The sequence below is a fragment of the Microbacterium sp. 3J1 genome, from assembly GCF_001049495.1.
Taxonomy (GTDB): Bacteria; Actinomycetota; Actinomycetes; order Actinomycetales; family Microbacteriaceae; genus Microbacterium.
Genome location: NZ_CDWI01000011.1, coordinates 786,784 through 803,671 on the forward strand (window position 1 = coordinate 786,784; position 16,888 = coordinate 803,671).

Below are 16,888 nucleotides of genomic sequence, written 5' to 3' on the forward strand. Positions count from 1 at the left end.
CGGGCATTTTTGGGCACCCCCATCGCGCGCACGCGCAGGAAGTGAGGCATCCGCATGGCCGATTCGACCGTGACTCGCCTCGAGGTCACCTCCTTCGACGTCGCGGAGCTGCAGGTGTTCCATCGGAACCCGCGGCGCGGCGACGTTCGGGCGATCGCGGAGTCTCTCGCGTCGCATGGCCAGTATCGGCCGATCGTCGTGAACGTCGGCACGCACACCGGACGCGCGAACGAGATCCTCGCGGGCAACCACACCTACCTCGCGGCGTGCTCGCTCGGATGGGCGACCGTGCAGGCGACGACCGTCGACGTCGACGACGCGACCGCGCACCGCATCGTGCTCGCCGACAACCGGCTCGCGGACCTCGGTGCCTATGACGAGGTCGACCTCGTGGCCGCGATGAGTGCCGCCGGCGACCTCGCCGGGACCGGGTACGCGGCGTCGGATCTCGACGAGCTGCTCGCGCAGCTGTCGACGCCGGTGTCGCTGACCGATCCTGACGACGTGCCGGCGCTGCCGGATGCCGACTCTGCGATCTCTCGCGCCGGCGACGTGTGGATGCTGGGACCTCACCGGCTCCTGGTCGGCTCGTCCGGCGACCTCGAAGCGGTGCGCGCGGCGATGCCCGCGGGCGTCCTGTGGGATTGCATCTGGACGGACCCACCGTACGGGGTCGACTACGTGGGCGGGACCGGCATGACGATCCAGAACGACGGGCCCGCCGCAGCGATCGCCGTGTCGATCGCGTTCCTCGAGGTGGCCGTGCAGATGGCCCGCCCGGGCGCTCCGGTCTACGTCGCTCACGCTGACGCGCTGCGCGTGCCGCTGCAGACGGCGATGGAGCACCTCGGCATCCGCTACCGCCAGACCCTGATGTGGGTGAAGGACCGGTTCGTCCTGTCGCGCGCCGACTACCACTACCAGTCGGAGCCGATCCTCGCCGGCGAGATCGACGTCGAGCGCGACCATGATCCGATCGCCTACGGCTTCGCGCCGGGTGGCGAAGGTCGCCTCGGCCGCGGCGGCCCGCACTGGCACGGCGACAACCGTTCGGCGACCGTGTTCGACGTCCGCCGTCCGTCGCGCTCGGCTGAGCACCCGACGATGAAGCCCGTTGAGCTCGTCGAGCGGATGCTCGTCAACTCGTGCGCGCCCGGTGCCTGGGTCGCTGATGGGTTTGGCGGTTCCGGTTCCACGCTGATCGCCGCGCACCGGCTCGGCAGGAAGGCGTTCCTCGTCGAGCTGGACCCTGCCTACGCCGACGTCATCTGTCGGCGCTTCCAGGAGCACACCGGCATCGTCCCCGTTCGTGACGGTCAGCCGGTCGACTTCACCACGGTCGACGCATGACCGAGCGTGAGCAGTGGAAGATCGCGCTCACGCTCTTCAAGGCCGGAGCGACGTACGAGGAGATCGCGCCGAAGGTCGGCGTGAAGAACGCGGCCACCGCGCAGCGCATCGTCCAGAAGGCGATCGACGCGTCGACGATCGCGCTCGATCAGACCGCGTCGCGCATCATCGACCTTGAGCGGCTGGAGACCCTTCACCGGGTCTACTGGCCGAAGGCTCTCGGCGGCGATGTCGCCGCGTTCGACCGTGTGCAGAGGATCGCGGAGGATCGCCGGCGCCTGATCGGTGAACCGACGCGCATCAAGAACGCGATCACCGACGCGCTGGAGAAGTCGCTCGGCGCGCTCGATCTGCAGGACGCCGACGAGGCGCTCGTCGCGTCATGTCGGCAGGTCGCTCGTCAGATCGATCACGCGGTCGCGAATGGCACCTCGCTCGAGGCGACGAAGGCCCTGTACCTGCTGCCGCACCTGTGGAACGGGTTGCGCGAGCTCGGCGCGACGCCGGCTGCGCGAGCTGCTCTGCAGGCATCCCTGCCCGCGCCGGATGCGCCGGCCGACACGGATGCGCCGAAGGGGGGTCCCGTTGACCTTGGTGACTTCAAGCAGCGGCGTCGCGGAGGCGGAGGAAGCTGACTTCACCGGCCTCGTCGGCTCGGAGGAGCCGCGGCTGTGGACGCGCCCGCTGCGGCCGCTGACCGAGGAGACGTCGCTCGGCTTCGAGGTGATCGAGTTCGCGCTCGTGTTCCTGGGCATCGCGCTGTACCCGTGGCAGAAGTGGTTGCTGATCCACGCGCTCGAGCTGAACGTCGATGGAACCTTCCGTTTCCGTCGTGTCATCGTGCTCGTGGCGCGCCAGAACGGGAAGAGTCTGCTCGCTGCGGTGCTCGCCGCCTGGTGGCTGTTCGTCGATTCCGACCGCTTCGAGGAGCGGTTGCCGCCGTTCCGTTTCAAGGTGCTCGGCACGGCGCAGAACCTCGACACCGCGCAGGACGTGTGGAACCTCACCGGCCGCTGGTGCGACCTCGAGAACGACGGGCACGTGCCGGCTCTCGCCGCCCTGGTGCAGAAGGTCCAGCGGAAGAACGGGCAGCCCGGCATCTACCTCCGCAACGGAGCGCACTACGAGGTCCGCGCTGCGTCTCGGAAGGGCGGCCGCGGCAAGGCTGCGGCCCGCGTTCTCATGGACGAGATGCGCGAGCAGCAGACGTTCGACGCGTGGGACTCGGTCGCGCAGACCACGAAGGCCATCTTCAACTCGCAGCTCTGGGGGATCTCGAACGCCGGTGACGTGCGCTCGGTCGTCCTCCGCAAGCTGCGCGCGAACCTGCTCGTCGAGATCGAGGAGTGGCTGGCGCGCGGGCTCGACGAGCTCGAGGCCTACGCGAACGGCGAGATCGCCGCATCCACCTCGGCGCTGTTTGAATGGTCGGCTCCTGACGGGTGCGCGCTCGACGACGTCGACGCGATCCTGCAGGCGAACCCGAGCATCGGGCACGGCGAGATCACTGTCGAGATGTGCCTCCAGGATTCCCGGGACATGCTCGAGGCGAGCTACCGCACCGAGGTGCTCTGCCAGTGGGTCACGTCGAAGGTGCATTCGTTCATCTCGCCGAAGGAGTGGAGGCCGCGGCACACTCGCGTCGCTGACATCGAGATCCCGCGCGGGGCCCGCACCGTCTGGGCGATCGACACCTCGACACCTGACCGCTCCACCACCTGGATCGCTGCGGCCGTCATGACCGCTGACGGACGCCCGTTCACCACGGTGCACGCTCGCCGCGCCGGCATGCTCTGGGTGCCCGACTACATGGCCGAGCTCGCCGAAGCCTCCGGCCACAACGAGGTCGTGATCCAGGCGCGGGGCACCGCGGCGGTGGAGTTCATCGAACCGCTGAAGGCGCTAGGCATCCAGGTTCACGCGCTCGACGGAGGAGCGTTCGCCATGGCGACAGGCCGGATGCGCGATCGCGTCCGCGATCGCCGCCTCGTCGTCCTCGAGCAGCCTCCCATCGATCTCGCGATCGAGGGCGGCGTCGTCACCCAGTACGCGGAGAACCTCGCCTGGTCGCGGCACAAGTCGCAGCCGATCGACATCGCGGGACTCGTCGCGATGACCGAGGCGCTCTACGGGCTCGAAGTACTCGAGCCCGCCCCGCCGGTCGTGATCCCGCCTCCGCCTCCGAAGGCGACGACGCTGCAGCGCGCTCGAGGCGGTGATGACATCCGGGCACGGGGCGAGAGCCTCCGCACCCTGCAGTTCTGAAAGGAGGCCCGGCGTGGCTAAAGAAATCGGCTACCAGACGACCTCGCTCCCGACGTGGGCGGCGCTCGCTGGACAGGCGCACGAGACGAACGCGCAGCTGGTGTGGCCGCTCTCGATCGAGGCGTACGACAAGATGCGGCGGGAGGAGCCGCAGGTCGTCTCGGTGCTTCGCGCGATGATGTTGCCGATCCTCTCTGCGCGCTACCAGCTCGAGCAGGGCAACGCTCGCGACGAGGTCGTAGAGCGCATCGCAGCCGACCTCGGTCTCACGATCAAGGGCAAGGACCCGATCCCGCCGCATCGCACGCGTGGCCGGCTGTCCTTCCGGGAGTACCTGCGCCTCTCGCTGCTCTCGCTCGTCTACGGCCACTCGGTCTTCGAGCAGGTCTACGAGCCGGACGCATTCGGACTGCTGCGGCTTAAGAAGCTGGCATGGCGACCGCCGCGCACGATTTCGCAGTTCATCGTCGCACCCGACGGCGGGCTCGAAGCGATCACGCAGCACGGACTCCTGTCGGGCCAGCGGAGCGCGGTGAAGATCCCGATCAACCATCTCGTCGTGCACGTGAACGAGCGCGAGGGTGCGAACTGGATCGGTCAGTCGCTGCTGCGCTCGGCGTACAAGATGTGCGTGCTGAAGGATCGTGTGCTGCGCGTGCAGACGATGTCGATCGAGCGCAACGGTCTCGGCGTGCCGGTCTACACGAGCGCGCCCGTTCCCACCGGCGCGGATCCGGATGCGCACAAGGCGTGGGTCGAGTCCGAGAAGGACGCCGGCCTGCAGATCGCGCAGGACTTCCGTGCGGGAGACGACTCCGGTGCGTCGATCCCGCACGGCGCGAAGCTCGAGCTGCTCGCCCTCACAGGCAAGCTCCCGGACACGAACCGACCGCTGCAGTACTTCGACGAGCAGATCGCCCGTGCCGTGCTCGCTCACGTCCTCAACCTCGGCGGCGACGACTCGACGGGGTCCTACGCTCTCGGTGACACGCTCGAGTCGATCTTCACGAACTCGCTCAACGCGGTCGCCGCGGAGTTCGTCGACGTCACTCAGCAGCACGTGATCGAGGACTACGTCGATCTGAACTGGGGACCGGACGAACCGGCACCGCGGCTCGTCGTCTCCAAGATCGGCGCAGAGAATCCGGTCACCGCGGATGCGATCCGTGCTCTCGTCGACGCGAAGGTCATCACCCCGGACGAAGCGCTCGAGGGTCACATCCGCGAGCTGCTCCGTCTCCCCGCTCGGCTCGCCGAGATCATCCCCGACCCTGATGGCCCGGCCGTGACGCCCAGTGGTACCGACGAGCTCGTCACCACGATCGCCACCGCGACCGACGCCGAGCAGGCGCGCTTCGCCGCGGAGACGCTGCAGAAGGCGTACCTCGGCGTCGACAAGGTGCTCACCCGCCGAGAGATCCGAGAGCTCGTGCGCCGCTCCGGCGCCGACATCGACCCGGACGCCGCGCCCGACCAGGAGCCAGACCCGGTTCCCATCGTTCCCGAGGAGGAAGCCGCATGAACCCCTTCAAGCCGAACCGGCCGCCGGCTGCGGCACTCACCGCACGCGCCGAGATCCCGACTCCCGTCGTGGCGAACGGTGTCGCGACGCTCCGGCTCTACGACGTCATCGACGCATGGGGTGGCGACTGGGGTGTGTCGGCCGGCGAGTTCAACGCCGCGATCGACGCGCTGCCTGACGGCATCACGGAGATCCGCCTGCTGATCAACTCGCCCGGCGGGGAGGTATGGGACGGGCTCGCGATCCTGAACGCGCTGCGATCGCATCCCGCGCGCACCGTCGCCGTCGTCGAGGGCATCGCCGCATCCGCCGCGTCGTTCGTCGCGGCAGGCTGCGACGAGATGGTGATGTCGCGCAATTCCGAGGTCTACATCCACAACGCGATCGGGTATGCCTCCGGCGACGCCGAGGTGATGCGCGCTGCCGCTGAAGACCTCGAACGGCTCGACCGGAACATCGCGTCGATCTACGCGGAGAAGTCCGGCAAGAGCATCGAGTACTGGCTCGCTGAGATGCCGAAGGACCGGTTCATGACCGCCGAGGAGGCGCTCGAATCCGGGCTCGCCGATCGGATCGAAGGAGCCGACGCTGCACCCGTCGCCCGCGCGCGCTTCGACATGTCCATGTTCGCGCGGCCTCGAGGCGATCGCTCGCCGCAGGCCACGCTCCCTGAACTCCCGAGCTCAACCGAGCCGGGTGACCCCAACCGAAAGGACGATCTCGTGGCTTACGAAGATCTGACGGCTGGCCTCCGCGAGCGGCTCGGTGTGACCGAGACCGCCCTCACGGATGAGCAGCTCCTGGCCGCGCTTGACGAGTCTCTCGCCGAGCGCGCAGAACCCGACGAGGCGGCCGCCCCGGCGGCCGAGGCGACTCCGGCCGCCGCCCCCGTCGCCGATGGCTCGGTCGTCGTCGAGGCCGGCGCCTTCGCCGAGCTGCAGCGACAGGCCGCGCTCGGCGCGACCGCCCACGCGACGCAGCAGACTCAGCGCCGCGAGGGCATCGTGCAGAACGCGATCAACGAGGGCCGCATCGCCCCCGCGTCGCGTGAGCACTTCCTCGCTCTGCTCGGGAAGGACGAGGCCGGCACGGTGGCGGCTCTCGCGTCGTTCCCGAAGGGCACCATCCCCGTGGCCGAGATCGGTCACAGCGAGTCGGAGGCCGTCACCGACAACCAGCGTCTCGCCGCGAAGGCCGGCTGGGGCACGACCAAGAAGGAGGCCTGAGATGGCTGACTACCTGCCCAAGTTCAACCCCGGCGCGCAGGTGCCGCTGACCGTCGGCGCCACGCCGGTCGTCGGCGGACGCCTCGTCGAGGTGTCGACCGCGAACGCGATCGTCCCCTCGGGCGCCGACTCCGCCAAGGTCCTCGGCGTCGCCGCGGAGGACGCCGCCGTCGGCTCTCGCGTGACTGTGTTCGCTCGCTCCGGCGGCGTGCACCGGCTCACGGCATCCGGCGCGATCGCCGTCGGCGCGCGCGTGGTCTCGGCCGCGGCCGGGAAGATCGCGACCATCGGCGCCGGCACCAACGCCATCGGCATCGCCCTCGAGGCCGCTGCCGCCGACAACGACGTCATCGACGTCCTGTTCATCTGAGGGAGATGACGTGTCCTACACCTACCCGGTGAAGCACCCCGAGGGGACTCTCACCACCGCGGAGCTGCACCTGCTCCTGTCCAACCCGACCGTCATCGCGCACCGCGTCGCCGAGCTCGCCGACCAGAAGTTCATCGCGGACTTCCTGCTCTCGGGCCGCTTCTCGGCGCAGGGCGGCGGCGTGTTCTACGAGACCGGCGAGCAGATCTTCGCCGGCGAGGACCCGGAAGCGATCTCGCCCCTCGGCGAGTACCCGACCGTGGTCCTCGAGTCGGGCGAGGTCGTTTCGGCTCGCACCGTGAAGTGGGGCCTCGACTCCGTGGTCAGCGACGAGAAGATCGCCCGCCAGGGCATCGCCTACGTCAACCGCGGCATCACCCGCCTCGTCAACACGGTCGTTCGCCACGTCGACCGCGTCGCGATGGCCGTCATCGCCTCCCGCGTGACGAGCACCTTCGCGTCGCTCGAGACGTGGACGACCGCAGGCAGCGCGGTCGAGGCGCTCATGACGATCCAGGCGGAGCGTGCGGCGCTCGGCTTCGGCATCGACCTCGACACGGTCGTCCTGCGCCCGGCGCAGTACGCGAAGGTCATCGGCATGCTGATCGACGACAAGTCGCTCCCGCGCGAGTCGGGTGCCACGGCGATCCAGGGCAACCTGCCCGTCGACGCGCTCGGCCTCACCTGGGCGACCACGCCGCACTTCCAGGGCGCGAACCCGCTCCTGGTCGACCGCGAGCAGCTCGGCGGCATGGCCGACGAGGATCTCGGCGGTCCGGGCTACGTGCGCACCGAGGCGTTCGGCGTCGAGGCGAAGACGATCCGCGAGGAGAAGCCCGAGGGCTACACCCTGCGCGCTCGTCGCGTCACCGTCCCCGTCGTCACCGAGCCGCTGGCCGGTGTCGCCCTGACGAACACGGGCCTGTGATGAGCGCGCTCATCGTGACGGCCGCAGTCGCCGTCCTGCCCACCCGTGACGGCCGCGAGCAGTACCTCTACGAGGGGGCGGTCTTCGACTCCGACGCGATCACCGAGGAAGGTATCGAGCACGCCCGCACGCAGGGCCTGATCGACGACGCCCCCGAGGTCGTGGAGGAGGAGCCGATCGAGGTTCTGACGCAGGCCGACATCGACGCCGCGGTGAAGGACGCCGAAGAGGCGAAGGACGCCGAGCTCGCGGAAGCGCGCCAGGCGGTCGTCGACAAGGCGCACGAGGTCGCGGAGGCGGCCAAGCAGCTCGAGGCCGACAAGGCGGTGTTCGAGACGGCGCAGGCGGATGCCAAGAAGGCCGAGGCCGCCAAGGCTCCGGCCGCGAAGACGACTGCTGCGAAGCAGTCCTGATTGAGGGGAGCGATGATGCCGATCACACACGAGGACATCAGCTCGGACGAGGATCTCGGCCGGCGTGTGCTGGTGCGGGCTCGCATCATCGCTCCCTGCCTCGACACCCTCGACGCGGAGGACGACACCGGCAAGGATGCGATCGCGATCCTCAAGGGCGTGATCGCCGCTCTGCCCGCCGCCGGGTACGAGCGAGCGAAGTCGTTCAGCCGCAACGGCACCGCAATGACGTGGCGGGAGATCGACGCCGCGTTCAGCGAGGACGCGCGCGTGTCCCTGCAGTCGCTCTGCGGCGCGGATAGCGCTTCCGGGCTACCGCGGGGCCACTTCCCGAAAGCGCGGCCTCTGGCGCGCGTCTGGCCCGAGGGGGAGTACACATGAGCTTCCCCGGAGACTTCTTCTTCCCGGATGTCGTCGATGTCCAGGACCGCACAGCCGGCGCCGGCATGGGCGCCGGGCTCGGAGCCAAGCGGCGATTGCGCTCCGAGACGATCGACGTGCAGCAGCTCGTCCGCGATGACGACGGCCAGGAGGTCGTCTCGTCGTCGCGGGTGACGGTGCCTCTCGAGTCGAATGTGTCGGTTGGCTCCCTGGTCACGGTGTGGCCGGGCGGATCCGCCGAGCGCACAGCACGAGTGCTGCGCGTCGGCCGTGATGAGAACCCGCCGCCGCTGCCCTCCCACCAGATCCTCTGGCTGGAGTAGGCCGACATGGTGCGAGAGCTCAATCCCGTCCTGTCGATGGTTGAAGCCGCCGCGCAGGACGCTATGAAGGAAGCCGCCCGCAAGATCCTCAAGCGCTCGAATCAACTCGCGCCGAAGGACGATGGCGACCTCCGCCGCTCAGGTCGCGTCGTCGTCGACGACCTCAGCGTCGCGGTTCGCTACACCGCCCCGCACGCGGTCTTCCAGCACGAGCATCTCGACTGGGACCACGACGACGGCGGGGGAGCGAAGTTCCTCGAGATCGCAGCTGACGAGACCGACATCGCCGAGATCGTCGCGGCGGCGGTAGAGGAGGCCCTCGATGGCTGACGCACCCGCGAACCTGACCCTCGACGTCGAGCTCACAACTCGGCTGGCCGAGATCCTTGGACGGGTGCCGACGTTCGAATGGCGGCCGCACGGTCCCGCCTACCAATCGTCCGAGGTCGCGATCTTCTACGGCCGCGTCCTCGACACACCAGACCGGGCAATCGGCGTGCGAGTCTACAGCCCCGCTGACGAACCTCATCTGTCCCGACGCCGCGTGCAGCTCCACGTACGTGGCCGCCGCGACGACATCGCCGACGCCGACCGGCTCGCCGATGTTCTCTTCATCGTGCTGGACAACCGTCTCCGCGGAGACGGCATCGCCAGCATCATCCGCACCTCGTTCTCGCAGCTCGGTGCAGACAAGACCGGTCGCGAAGAGCGCACCGAGAACTACCTCATCACTCTCGACAACCTGGAGGCCTCATCATGAGCAACCGCGTCCCTCTTCCCGCCGGCACCGTCCTCGGGAAGTCTTTCGAATACGGCATCGACTGCAACCTCGGCACGCCCGGCGCGCCCGTGTGGCAGCCGTTCCGACGCATCAGCGCCTGGCAGCCGACCCACCCGCCGGTGAACACCGACGTGCAGACGTACGACGACATGGGCAGCCCCAACGAGGAGGTGACCGGCCGCGGCTTCGCGACCTCGTTCACCATCCAGGGCAACCGCAACGTCAACACGGGCCTCTACCTGCCCGAGCTGGAGGCGCTCGTCGCCGCATCGAAGGCCAAGGGTGAAGGCGCCGTCCTCGACGTGCGCTGGTACCACAAGCCCGAGGTCGGCACCCCGAACCCGAACGACGCCGGTCGCGCGCTGGTCACGGTGGAGATCACCCGATCGAACACCGACAACTCGGGGATCGAGGTGAAGTCGGTCACCCTCACCGGCAAGGGCGAGTTCGAGCCCATCGTCAACCCGTTCCCCGGGTGGGGTCTCACAGCTCCGCTGATCACCACGATCAGCCCGGCTGGCGAGGTCACTGGTGGCCTCATCACCATCACCGGCAGCGGCCTGCTCGACGCGACCGCGATCACGATCGACGGCGACGTCGTATCGGAGTTCGAGGTGATCAACGGTGCCTCGATCATCGCGGTCCTCCCCGCTGGTGACGCCGGCGCCGTGCCGGTGGTCGTCACGACCGCAGGCGGCGCGTCGACGCCGTACACGTTCGAACGCGGCGCCTGACGTGCCTACCGCTTCCGACTTCGCGTCGTGGGCGGTGCCGGACCTCGTCATTCCGCTGGGCGACCGGGAGTACATCATCCCGCCGCCCAGCGTGGACGACATGGGCAAGCTGATCGCCTGTGCCGTCCGTGGCGAGGTCAAGCTCGGCATCGTCGACGGCCCCATTCCCGACCAGGTGCAGGCCGTGCTCGACACCATCTCACCGGACGAGCACCCCGCCCTCGGCGAGGCGACGTACGCACAGATGGTCGCCGACGGCGTGCACCCTACGACCATCGACCGCATGGCCTACTACTCGGTGTTCTTCTGGACCCGGGGCAAGGACTACGCAGACGGACTCGCTGTGCTCCTGTGGGGGCGCGAGGAGTCCGAGCGGGCGGAAGCCGAGGAGCCGGCCCCAAAAGACTAGAGACGGCGGAGGACTGGGCGCCCTACGCGGCGCCCGGTGCGGTGCTCGGGCCGGACGGCTGGTACTCCGACTATCGGCGGCCGCCAGCCAACCTCGCCCCCGAGCCCTCCGCTCCGCCGTCGACAGCGAAGCCCTCCGACATCGACGGGTCGTGGCTCGCGCTCGTGCTCCACTGGCGCATCGTCGTCGCCGAGCTCATGGAGCGCGGCGTCGATCTCTACGATCCGGCCGTCCGCGCCCGGCCCTGGCCCGGCGTCCGCACCCTGATCTTCTCGCTCCTCGACACCAGCCCCCGGCTGCGAGCAGCCCTCCGAAAGGGGAACGATGCCGAAGCTGACGATCGCTGACCTGGAGCTGCTGTTCACCGCGAACACGGACCGCGTCGCGAAGGCGGAGAAGCAGGTCCTCGCGATCGGCAAGAAGATCGAGTCGAACCCGATCAAGGTCGGCGCCGATCCCAAGGCCGCGCTCGACGGGATGGACCGCGTCGAAACCGCGGCGAAGAAGCTCGTCTCTGAGCGTGCCGTGCTCAAGCTCGACGCCGACGTCACCCGTGCAGAGAAGAACCTCGAGCGGGCAGTCAACCGTCTCGAGGACCTGCACGTCCAGGCGGAGGGTGGCCTCGACGTTACGGCCGACGTGAAGCGCGCCGAGGCGTCGATCCAGCGCATCGAGCGGATGCTGGACGGGCTGAAGAGGGCCCGTACCGCCGTCGACGTGGAGGTGGACGAGGAGCCCGCCGAGACGGGGCTGAAGCGCTTCCTGTCGCTGTTCAAGCGGCGCACCGAGGAAGCTGGAGATGAGGGCGGGCGTTCGCTCACCCAGGGGCTCGACGCCGCCACCCGCGGCGCGGGGCAGAAGGTCGGCGACGTCGTCGGTGGCGACATCGAAGACACGCTCATCGACGCCCTCTCCGCGATCCCGATCGCCGGTGGAATCATCCTCGGTGGGTACGCGATCGGCAAGGCCATCACTGGCGCGATCGAGGATGGGCTCGCCGTCGAGAAGAACACCGACCGATTGCAAGGCCTCACCGGCATCAGCGAGGCCGACGCGCTCCGCCTCGGCCGCGCATCGGGGGAGGCGTACGCGAACAACTTCGGCGACTCGATCGAGTCCAACATGGACGCGACTCGCCTCTCCCTGCAGTTCGGAATCCTCGACCCGTCCGCCACCACCCGCGACGCCCAGCTGGTCGTGCAGGGACTCGCCGGCATCTCGGACGTCCTCGAGGAGGACGTCCGCCCGACCGCTCAGGCGGTCGCGCAGCTGCTCAGCACAGGCCTCGCGCGCAGCGCACAGGAGGCGTACGACCTCATCGCCGCCGGTGCCCGCAACGGACTGAACCGCAACGAGGACCTGCTCGACACCCTCACCGAATACCCCTCGCTGTTCCAGCGCCTCGGGCTCTCCGGCGAGGAAGCCCTGGGTCTGGTGTCGCAGAGCATGAAGGCCGGGGCGCGCAACAGCGACCTCGCCGCAGACGCTCTCAAGGAGTTCCAGATCCGCGCGACCGACGCGTCCGAGGGATCCGCGGACGCGTTCGAGGCCCTCGGGCTCAACGCCGAGGAGATGACGGCGAAGATCGCCCGCGGTGGGCAGGAAGCGCGAGACGGACTCGCCGAGGTCCTCACCAAGCTCCGCGAGACGGAAGACCCTGTGCTGCGGAACGCGGCGGCCGTCGGGCTCTTCGGCACCCAAGCCGAGGACCTCGGCCAGTCGCTGTTCGCGATGGATCTGTCCACCGCCGTCGAGCAGCTCGACGGCGTGACCGGATCCGCGCAGCGCATGTTCGACACCCTCGCGGGCAACGACGCGTCAAGAATCGAGCAAGCACAGCGGAACATCGAGGTCGCCGCAGACGGCATCAAGGGCGCGCTCGCGTCCGTGTTCGCCGAACCTCTCGGCGACTTCGCAACCTGGGTGTCGCAGAACCGCGGCCCGATCTTGCAGTTCTTCCAGGACCTCGTGAACGGTGCGATCGACTTCGGGATCTCCGCGACGGAGTCCTTCGGCTCGTTCGTTTCCGGACCTCTCGCCGAGATGACCGACGGACTCGCCGGCCTCATCGACTTCTTCAACGGCGCCGAGGAGCGCCCCAAGGAACTCGATGACCTCGCCGAGAGTATGCGCGGATTCGAGTCCACGACGGATGACGCCGTGCAGCGACTGGAGGAGATGCGCGGGCAGTTCAACGAGTTCACCGACCCGCTCGTGCAGCTCGGCTTCGTCAACGACGCCGCCGTGCGCACCGCGGAGGCCGTCGCCCAGATCGGCACGGCGGCCGACGGCACCTCGGCGTCGACGTCGCAGATGGAGTCTCAGACGCGGACGGCGGTCGAGGCGCTGCAGAACGAGCTCGAAGCAGCGGCCGCAGCGGGGGAGTCTCAGCAAAATCTCACAGATCGGTACAACGCGACAACGGAGGCGCTCGTCGCGCAGCTGACCCAGATGGGGTACACCGACCAGGAGGCACGCGATCTGATCGCGACCTACGGCGCCGTCCCCGAGCTCGTCCAGACGACGATCGATGCGAACACGGAGACCGCGCAGGCCAAGGTGAACAACTTCATCGAGACCAACCAGCAGCGGAACCTCCGCATCAAGGTGATCGCAGACGGCTCGTCGTTCGTGATCCCCACCGTCACCGGTGGCCGCACAGTGACGGCGCAGGCCAGCGGGTCGGTCCTGGAGTTCATGGCCCAGGGCGGGCTCACGCCGATGGCGCCGCTCGCGCAGATGGTCCCGCCGAACACCTGGCGGGTCGTCGGCGACCGGTCCGACGTGCCGGAGCTGTTCGCCCCGCTCGACGGGTCCGCGCGCTCGTGGGCGCTGCTCATGGAGGGGCTGCGCCGGATGCCCGGTGTGATGCCCATGGCTGACGGCGGCGTTCTCGCGCCGACATCGGTCGCAGCTCAAGGGCGGCGAGGAGTGGCCGTCGAAGCCACGTTCGTGATGCCCGCAGGCATCGACGAAGACGCGCTCGTCCGCGCCGCGATGGCAGATCTCAACGACATGGTCAGGGGGGCCGAATGATCTCGGATCAGACAGTCGCCCGCATCGACGGGGTGTCGTTCTTCGGAACGCGCCCCGTCGACGGCTTCGCGCTCGTACGCATGGACGGGTGGAGCAGCCCGACCGCCGTGCGAGGGGAAACCATCGAACGGCCAGCTGCGGACGGCGAGTTCGACATGCCCGTGTACCGCGGAGCCCGCCTGATCACAATGTCCGGTTGGGCCCGCGTGACTGCCCTGAACGACCTCGCGGACCTCGAGTCGCGGTTCGCTGCCATCCTCGCGGATGGCAAGTCGGGGCGACTCGTGGTGAGCGAGTACGGTCGCACCCTGCACGCACTCGTCCGCGTCTACGGTCAGTCGACCTTCGCGCGCCGGGGGAGTACCCGCTACGCCGACTGGTCTCTCAAGCTCCGCGCCGCGGACCCCTGGCGATACGGCAAGCTCCGAACCTTCGCGGCCGGAGTGCCAGCTGCGCATGCTGGCAACGCTCCAGCATCGCCGGTCTTCACTGTCGTCGGCCCGCAACCCGCCTACTCGATCTCCGCGGGCTCGCGACAGTTCGCGGTGAGCACTGCCCTCCCCGCCGGATCGACCGACGTCATCGACCTCTCGACGGGTTGGGTGCGGCGCAACGGCGCGGTGCTCGTCGACGGGGTATCGCGGGCCGAGACCTGGACGATCCCGCCCGGGCCGACCGGCGTGATCCACGGATTCTCGGGGACGGCATCCCGGTTCTCGGGCGCGGTGCGCGACACACACACCTAGGAGGTGAGCGAAGATGCGGCTGCAGATCCATAGCACGTTCACCGGCGCCCACCGGTGCCGGCTGACGCCATCCGCCGGACCATGGACCCGACGTCTGACAGGTGGGAGTAACGCGCAGCACACGTTCCTGCTGAACGCCGCCGGTTGGCCGCTGTCGCCCAGCCAGAACCGGGACGTCTTCGAGGACACCCGCAACACGGTCGTCGTCGCTGACGACACCGGAGCGGCGTATGCGGGCATCATCCAGCGCTCAGACTACGCACGCTCGAACGGGGCGCTCAAGGTGCGATCGGTCGACATCCGGTCGATCATGAAAGATCGCCTCCTGCACGGAGTGAACGCCTATCCGCTGGGCAACCTGACGATCGTGAACCGGTCGAACGAGGGTGCGGTCCGGGCGATCCTCCAGCGTGCGATGCAGTGGGGTCCACTGTGGGAGTTCCCGCTCGACCTTCCGCCGGACGGTCCCGGCGACTTCAGTGCCGACTGGCGCAACTACCAGGGTATGACGATCGAGGACTGCCTCAACGCGGTCGAGGAGCGCGGCGTCGAGATCGACTTCCATCCGACACTGAATGCGCAGAACGTCCTCCGGTGGCAGGTTCGGGTCGCGCCGAAAATCACGAGCGGAGCGTTCGACCTGCCCGTGACCTCGCCTAAGTCGCCCATATCGAAGCTGAGCATCGCGCGTGATGCGTCGCGTCGACTGACGGGCGCGATCGTGTTCGGCAACGGCATGGACGAGGACATGGTGACCGCCTGGGCGGGTGTTCCCGGGTTCACGATCCCAGTGCGTGACGCCTCGCGGTCCGCGAAGGACGAGCGGGATGCGGCGCAGCTGCAGCAGATCGCGAACGCATACGTGGCGGAGTCTGCCGACCCGATCGAGGAATGGTCGTTCACGGTGGACACGACCAAGGTGCCGCTTCCCAACCTCCTCCCCGGTCGAGTGCTGAACCTCGACGTGCGTGGGGATAAGTGGATCCCCGACGGGTCGTACAGAAAGCGCGTGATCGCGCTTTCTGGCGACGCGCTCGGACACGTAGTGACGCCGGAGGTGCAGGATGCTTGACAACCTCGGTGATGTCGCCGCCGCGCTGAAGTCATTGATCCGTCGCGTCCGGCGACTCGAGACAGCAACCCCGCTCCAGAACGCCGCCATCACCCGCGGTTCTCTGCGGGTCGCATCCGAGGAAGGGCTGATCGTCCAGGGGTCCGCGCTCGTCAACGGCCTCCTCTCCGTCCTCGGCCGAGTCCGCATCCACGGCCTCGGCCTCCTCGAAGTGCTCAGTCTCATCGACCTCCTCGGCAGCATGCGCGTCCGCGGCGGTGGCACCATCGATGTCGAGTCCGGCGGCGCGATCGTCGTCGGCAACGTCCGCATTCAGGACGGGAAGATCGCGGTCAATGGAAGCGCGATCGTCATCGACGGCGCCACCGGCAGAATCTCCGTCAACGGGAACGACATCGTCATTGACGGCGCCACGGGAAAGATCACAGTGAACGGCGGGTCATCGCCGGCCACGCTCGAAGAGGGCAAGATGTCATTCGGCACTGGCGGTGCCGTCGAAGCCGACACGAGCGTCGGCGGCGTGAAGATGACCGCGGGCGACGCTGTGGTCAACGCCGGTTCGACAGCGTCGATCCGGAAGGGATCCTCGTCGATCATCGTCGGAGCGTCGGGAATCACGATCAACCCGGCAGGATCCGGCGACATCGATCTTCTCGGAACCGTCCAGTTCGACCTCAGCACCATCCCGCAGATATCCGGAACGGGTCTCTACGCCGGGGCGCTGATCATCAACGGCAGCGGCTACCTCCGGCGATCTGACGGAACCTAGCAGAGGTGCTTGCTGGCGATTGCCACGATGATCATGCTCTCCCGGTAGTCCCCCATCTGCTCATCGAGTTGCTCGCCGTCAACGACGCGCACGTCTGCTTCGGGGGTGCCGGCGGCAAGCTGCTCGCATGCGTCCTGACCCGCCTGAACAAGCTGTTCGTCTGTCGCGTTCGGGATCGTGGTCTCGCGTCCGTTCGTCAGCGCCGTGCGCACGTCGGTCAGGTACTGAGCGTCTGGACTGACAGCACCCTCGGGTTCCGGCTCTGCCGTCTCGGCGGTGAGCGGCGCGGCCGTCTCGGTTGACTGCTGCCCGTCTGACGTCGTGTCCGTTGCCCCGCTGCAGCCCGCCAGGGTGAGAGCGCCGAGCAGCGCCAGACCGGCGACAGCGGCGGTGATGCGAGCGATCATGACTGGTTCTCCTTGGCGTACTGGATGAGGGCTCGGCGGATCACGACGGAGATGGTCTCGCCGTTGGCCTTCGCTGCGGCGTCTGCGGGTTCCCAGATCTCGTCTGCTACCCGGACCCGGCGGATCGGTGTCTCTGCCAGACCCAAACTGTAGCCA

General features: G+C 68.5%; 21 protein-coding genes. 19 read left to right on the forward strand and 2 right to left on the reverse strand.

The annotated features are described in order from the left end of the window. The first annotated feature begins 54 nt into the window (after positions 1–54). From BN2660_RS12760 to BN2660_RS12845, 19 genes are read left to right on the forward strand one after another with little or no spacing between them, the layout of a single operon-like run. Positions 55–1,350, forward strand: a complete 1,296-nt coding sequence (locus BN2660_RS12760; RefSeq protein WP_091232598.1) for a DNA methyltransferase — start codon at positions 55–57, stop codon at positions 1,348–1,350. Then, positions 1,347–1,985 carry a terminase small subunit gene (locus BN2660_RS12765; RefSeq protein WP_091232601.1) on the forward strand — a complete coding sequence of 213 codons (639 nt, stop codon included), beginning with the start codon at positions 1,347–1,349 and terminating at the stop codon, positions 1,983–1,985. The genes BN2660_RS12760 and BN2660_RS12765 overlap by 4 nt, the downstream gene beginning before the upstream one ends. Next, the gene (locus BN2660_RS12770) at positions 1,945–3,615 is read left to right on the forward strand and encodes a terminase (protein WP_176697187.1); all 1,671 of its coding nucleotides are present in this window, start codon (positions 1,945–1,947) and stop codon (positions 3,613–3,615) included. Before BN2660_RS12765 ends, BN2660_RS12770 begins: the two co-directional genes overlap by 41 nt. Before the next feature lie 13 nt (positions 3,616–3,628). Further along, entirely contained in the window at positions 3,629–5,137 is a 1,509-nt protein-coding gene (locus tag BN2660_RS12775) for a phage portal protein family protein (RefSeq protein ID WP_091232611.1), read from the forward strand. Then, positions 5,134–6,363 carry a head maturation protease, ClpP-related gene (locus BN2660_RS12780; protein ID WP_091232615.1) on the forward strand — a complete coding sequence of 410 codons (1,230 nt, stop codon included), beginning with the start codon at positions 5,134–5,136 and terminating at the stop codon, positions 6,361–6,363. The genes BN2660_RS12775 and BN2660_RS12780 overlap by 4 nt, the downstream gene beginning before the upstream one ends. Before the next feature lies 1 nt (position 6,364). Further along, positions 6,365–6,733 carry a DUF2190 family protein gene (locus tag BN2660_RS12785; protein WP_091232618.1) on the forward strand — a complete coding sequence of 123 codons (369 nt, stop codon included), beginning with the start codon at positions 6,365–6,367 and terminating at the stop codon, positions 6,731–6,733. Positions 6,734–6,743: 10 nt separating this feature from the next. Further along, the gene (locus tag BN2660_RS12790; RefSeq protein WP_091232623.1) at positions 6,744–7,661 is read left to right on the forward strand and encodes a phage major capsid protein; all 918 of its coding nucleotides are present in this window, start codon (positions 6,744–6,746) and stop codon (positions 7,659–7,661) included. After that, positions 7,661–8,074 (forward strand): hypothetical protein, encoded by a 414-nt coding sequence (locus tag BN2660_RS12795; protein ID WP_091232627.1) that lies wholly within the window; start codon positions 7,661–7,663, stop codon positions 8,072–8,074. The genes BN2660_RS12790 and BN2660_RS12795 overlap by 1 nt, the downstream gene beginning before the upstream one ends. Positions 8,075–8,089: 15 nt before the next feature. Next, on the forward strand, positions 8,090–8,455 hold the full coding sequence (locus BN2660_RS12800; protein WP_141651296.1) for a hypothetical protein: 366 nt from the start codon (positions 8,090–8,092) through the stop codon (positions 8,453–8,455). Then, positions 8,452–8,778 carry a hypothetical protein gene (locus tag BN2660_RS12805; RefSeq protein ID WP_091232631.1) on the forward strand — a complete coding sequence of 109 codons (327 nt, stop codon included), beginning with the start codon at positions 8,452–8,454 and terminating at the stop codon, positions 8,776–8,778. Before BN2660_RS12800 ends, BN2660_RS12805 begins: the two co-directional genes overlap by 4 nt. Before the next feature lie 6 nt (positions 8,779–8,784). Next, the gene (locus BN2660_RS12810; protein WP_091232634.1) at positions 8,785–9,108 is read left to right on the forward strand and encodes an HK97 gp10 family phage protein; all 324 of its coding nucleotides are present in this window, start codon (positions 8,785–8,787) and stop codon (positions 9,106–9,108) included. Next, the gene (locus tag BN2660_RS12815) at positions 9,101–9,538 is read left to right on the forward strand and encodes a phage tail terminator protein (RefSeq protein WP_091232637.1); all 438 of its coding nucleotides are present in this window, start codon (positions 9,101–9,103) and stop codon (positions 9,536–9,538) included. Before BN2660_RS12810 ends, BN2660_RS12815 begins: the two co-directional genes overlap by 8 nt. Then, positions 9,535–10,293 (forward strand): phage tail tube protein, encoded by a 759-nt coding sequence (locus BN2660_RS12820; RefSeq protein ID WP_091232640.1) that lies wholly within the window; start codon positions 9,535–9,537, stop codon positions 10,291–10,293. The genes BN2660_RS12815 and BN2660_RS12820 overlap by 4 nt, the downstream gene beginning before the upstream one ends. A 1-nt stretch (position 10,294) precedes the next feature. Further along, positions 10,295–10,702, forward strand: coding sequence for a DUF7426 family protein (locus BN2660_RS12825; RefSeq protein ID WP_091232643.1), 408 nt, complete (start codon positions 10,295–10,297; stop codon positions 10,700–10,702). Positions 10,703–10,743: 41 nt separating this feature from the next. Continuing rightward, entirely contained in the window at positions 10,744–11,049 is a 306-nt protein-coding gene (locus BN2660_RS16470; protein ID WP_141651297.1) for a hypothetical protein, read from the forward strand. Further along, a complete protein-coding gene (locus BN2660_RS12830; protein WP_091232645.1) occupies positions 11,027–13,738 on the forward strand; it encodes a phage tail tape measure protein in 2,712 nt (903 codons plus the stop codon). Before BN2660_RS16470 ends, BN2660_RS12830 begins: the two co-directional genes overlap by 23 nt. Continuing rightward, complete coding sequence (locus BN2660_RS12835; protein WP_091232648.1) at positions 13,735–14,484, forward strand: hypothetical protein; 750 nt, start codon at positions 13,735–13,737, stop codon at positions 14,482–14,484. Before BN2660_RS12830 ends, BN2660_RS12835 begins: the two co-directional genes overlap by 4 nt. 13 nt (positions 14,485–14,497) lie before the next feature. Then, a complete protein-coding gene (locus BN2660_RS12840) occupies positions 14,498–15,556 on the forward strand; it encodes a hypothetical protein (protein ID WP_091232651.1) in 1,059 nt (352 codons plus the stop codon). Beyond that, positions 15,549–16,325 (forward strand): hypothetical protein, encoded by a 777-nt coding sequence (locus BN2660_RS12845; RefSeq protein WP_091232654.1) that lies wholly within the window; start codon positions 15,549–15,551, stop codon positions 16,323–16,325. Before BN2660_RS12840 ends, BN2660_RS12845 begins: the two co-directional genes overlap by 8 nt. Here the strand turns inward: BN2660_RS12845 and BN2660_RS12850 are convergent. Together BN2660_RS12850 and BN2660_RS16640 are read right to left on the reverse strand one after the other, a co-directional pair. Next, the gene (locus tag BN2660_RS12850) at positions 16,322–16,732 is read right to left on the reverse strand and encodes a DUF732 domain-containing protein (RefSeq protein WP_091232657.1); all 411 of its coding nucleotides are present in this window, start codon (positions 16,730–16,732) and stop codon (positions 16,322–16,324) included. The two genes, BN2660_RS12845 and BN2660_RS12850, sit on opposite strands and share 4 nt — an antisense overlap. Then, positions 16,729–16,878, reverse strand: a complete 150-nt coding sequence (locus BN2660_RS16640) for a hypothetical protein (protein WP_176697189.1) — start codon at positions 16,876–16,878, stop codon at positions 16,729–16,731. The genes BN2660_RS12850 and BN2660_RS16640 overlap by 4 nt, the downstream gene beginning before the upstream one ends. Between the last annotated feature and the right edge of the window lie 10 nt (positions 16,879–16,888).

What these genes read in the sequence shown, in the direction of transcription:
- BN2660_RS12845 (WP_091232654.1), top strand. Translation starts at nt 15,549, where the DNA reads ATGCTTGACAACCTCGGTGATGTCGCCGCCGCGCTGAAGTCATTGATC.
- BN2660_RS12820 (WP_091232640.1), top strand. Translation starts at nt 9,535, where the DNA reads ATGAGCAACCGCGTCCCTCTTCCCGCCGGCACCGTCCTCGGGAAGTCT.
- BN2660_RS12805 (WP_091232631.1), top strand. Translation starts at nt 8,452, where the DNA reads ATGAGCTTCCCCGGAGACTTCTTCTTCCCGGATGTCGTCGATGTCCAG.
- BN2660_RS12850 (WP_091232657.1), bottom strand. Translation starts at nt 16,732, where the DNA reads ATGATCGCTCGCATCACCGCCGCTGTCGCCGGTCTGGCGCTGCTCGGC.
- BN2660_RS12800 (WP_141651296.1), top strand. Translation starts at nt 8,090, where the DNA reads ATGCCGATCACACACGAGGACATCAGCTCGGACGAGGATCTCGGCCGG.
- BN2660_RS12815 (WP_091232637.1), top strand. Translation starts at nt 9,101, where the DNA reads ATGGCTGACGCACCCGCGAACCTGACCCTCGACGTCGAGCTCACAACT.
- BN2660_RS12810 (WP_091232634.1), top strand. Translation starts at nt 8,785, where the DNA reads ATGGTGCGAGAGCTCAATCCCGTCCTGTCGATGGTTGAAGCCGCCGCG.
- BN2660_RS12760 (WP_091232598.1), top strand. Translation starts at nt 55, where the DNA reads ATGGCCGATTCGACCGTGACTCGCCTCGAGGTCACCTCCTTCGACGTC.
- BN2660_RS12795 (WP_091232627.1), top strand. Translation starts at nt 7,661, where the DNA reads ATGAGCGCGCTCATCGTGACGGCCGCAGTCGCCGTCCTGCCCACCCGT.
- BN2660_RS12765 (WP_091232601.1), top strand. Translation starts at nt 1,347, where the DNA reads ATGACCGAGCGTGAGCAGTGGAAGATCGCGCTCACGCTCTTCAAGGCC.
- BN2660_RS12785 (WP_091232618.1), top strand. Translation starts at nt 6,365, where the DNA reads ATGGCTGACTACCTGCCCAAGTTCAACCCCGGCGCGCAGGTGCCGCTG.
- BN2660_RS12780 (WP_091232615.1), top strand. Translation starts at nt 5,134, where the DNA reads ATGAACCCCTTCAAGCCGAACCGGCCGCCGGCTGCGGCACTCACCGCA.
- BN2660_RS12835 (WP_091232648.1), top strand. Translation starts at nt 13,735, where the DNA reads ATGATCTCGGATCAGACAGTCGCCCGCATCGACGGGGTGTCGTTCTTC.
- BN2660_RS12830 (WP_091232645.1), top strand. Translation starts at nt 11,027, where the DNA reads ATGCCGAAGCTGACGATCGCTGACCTGGAGCTGCTGTTCACCGCGAAC.
- BN2660_RS12840 (WP_091232651.1), top strand. Translation starts at nt 14,498, where the DNA reads ATGCGGCTGCAGATCCATAGCACGTTCACCGGCGCCCACCGGTGCCGG.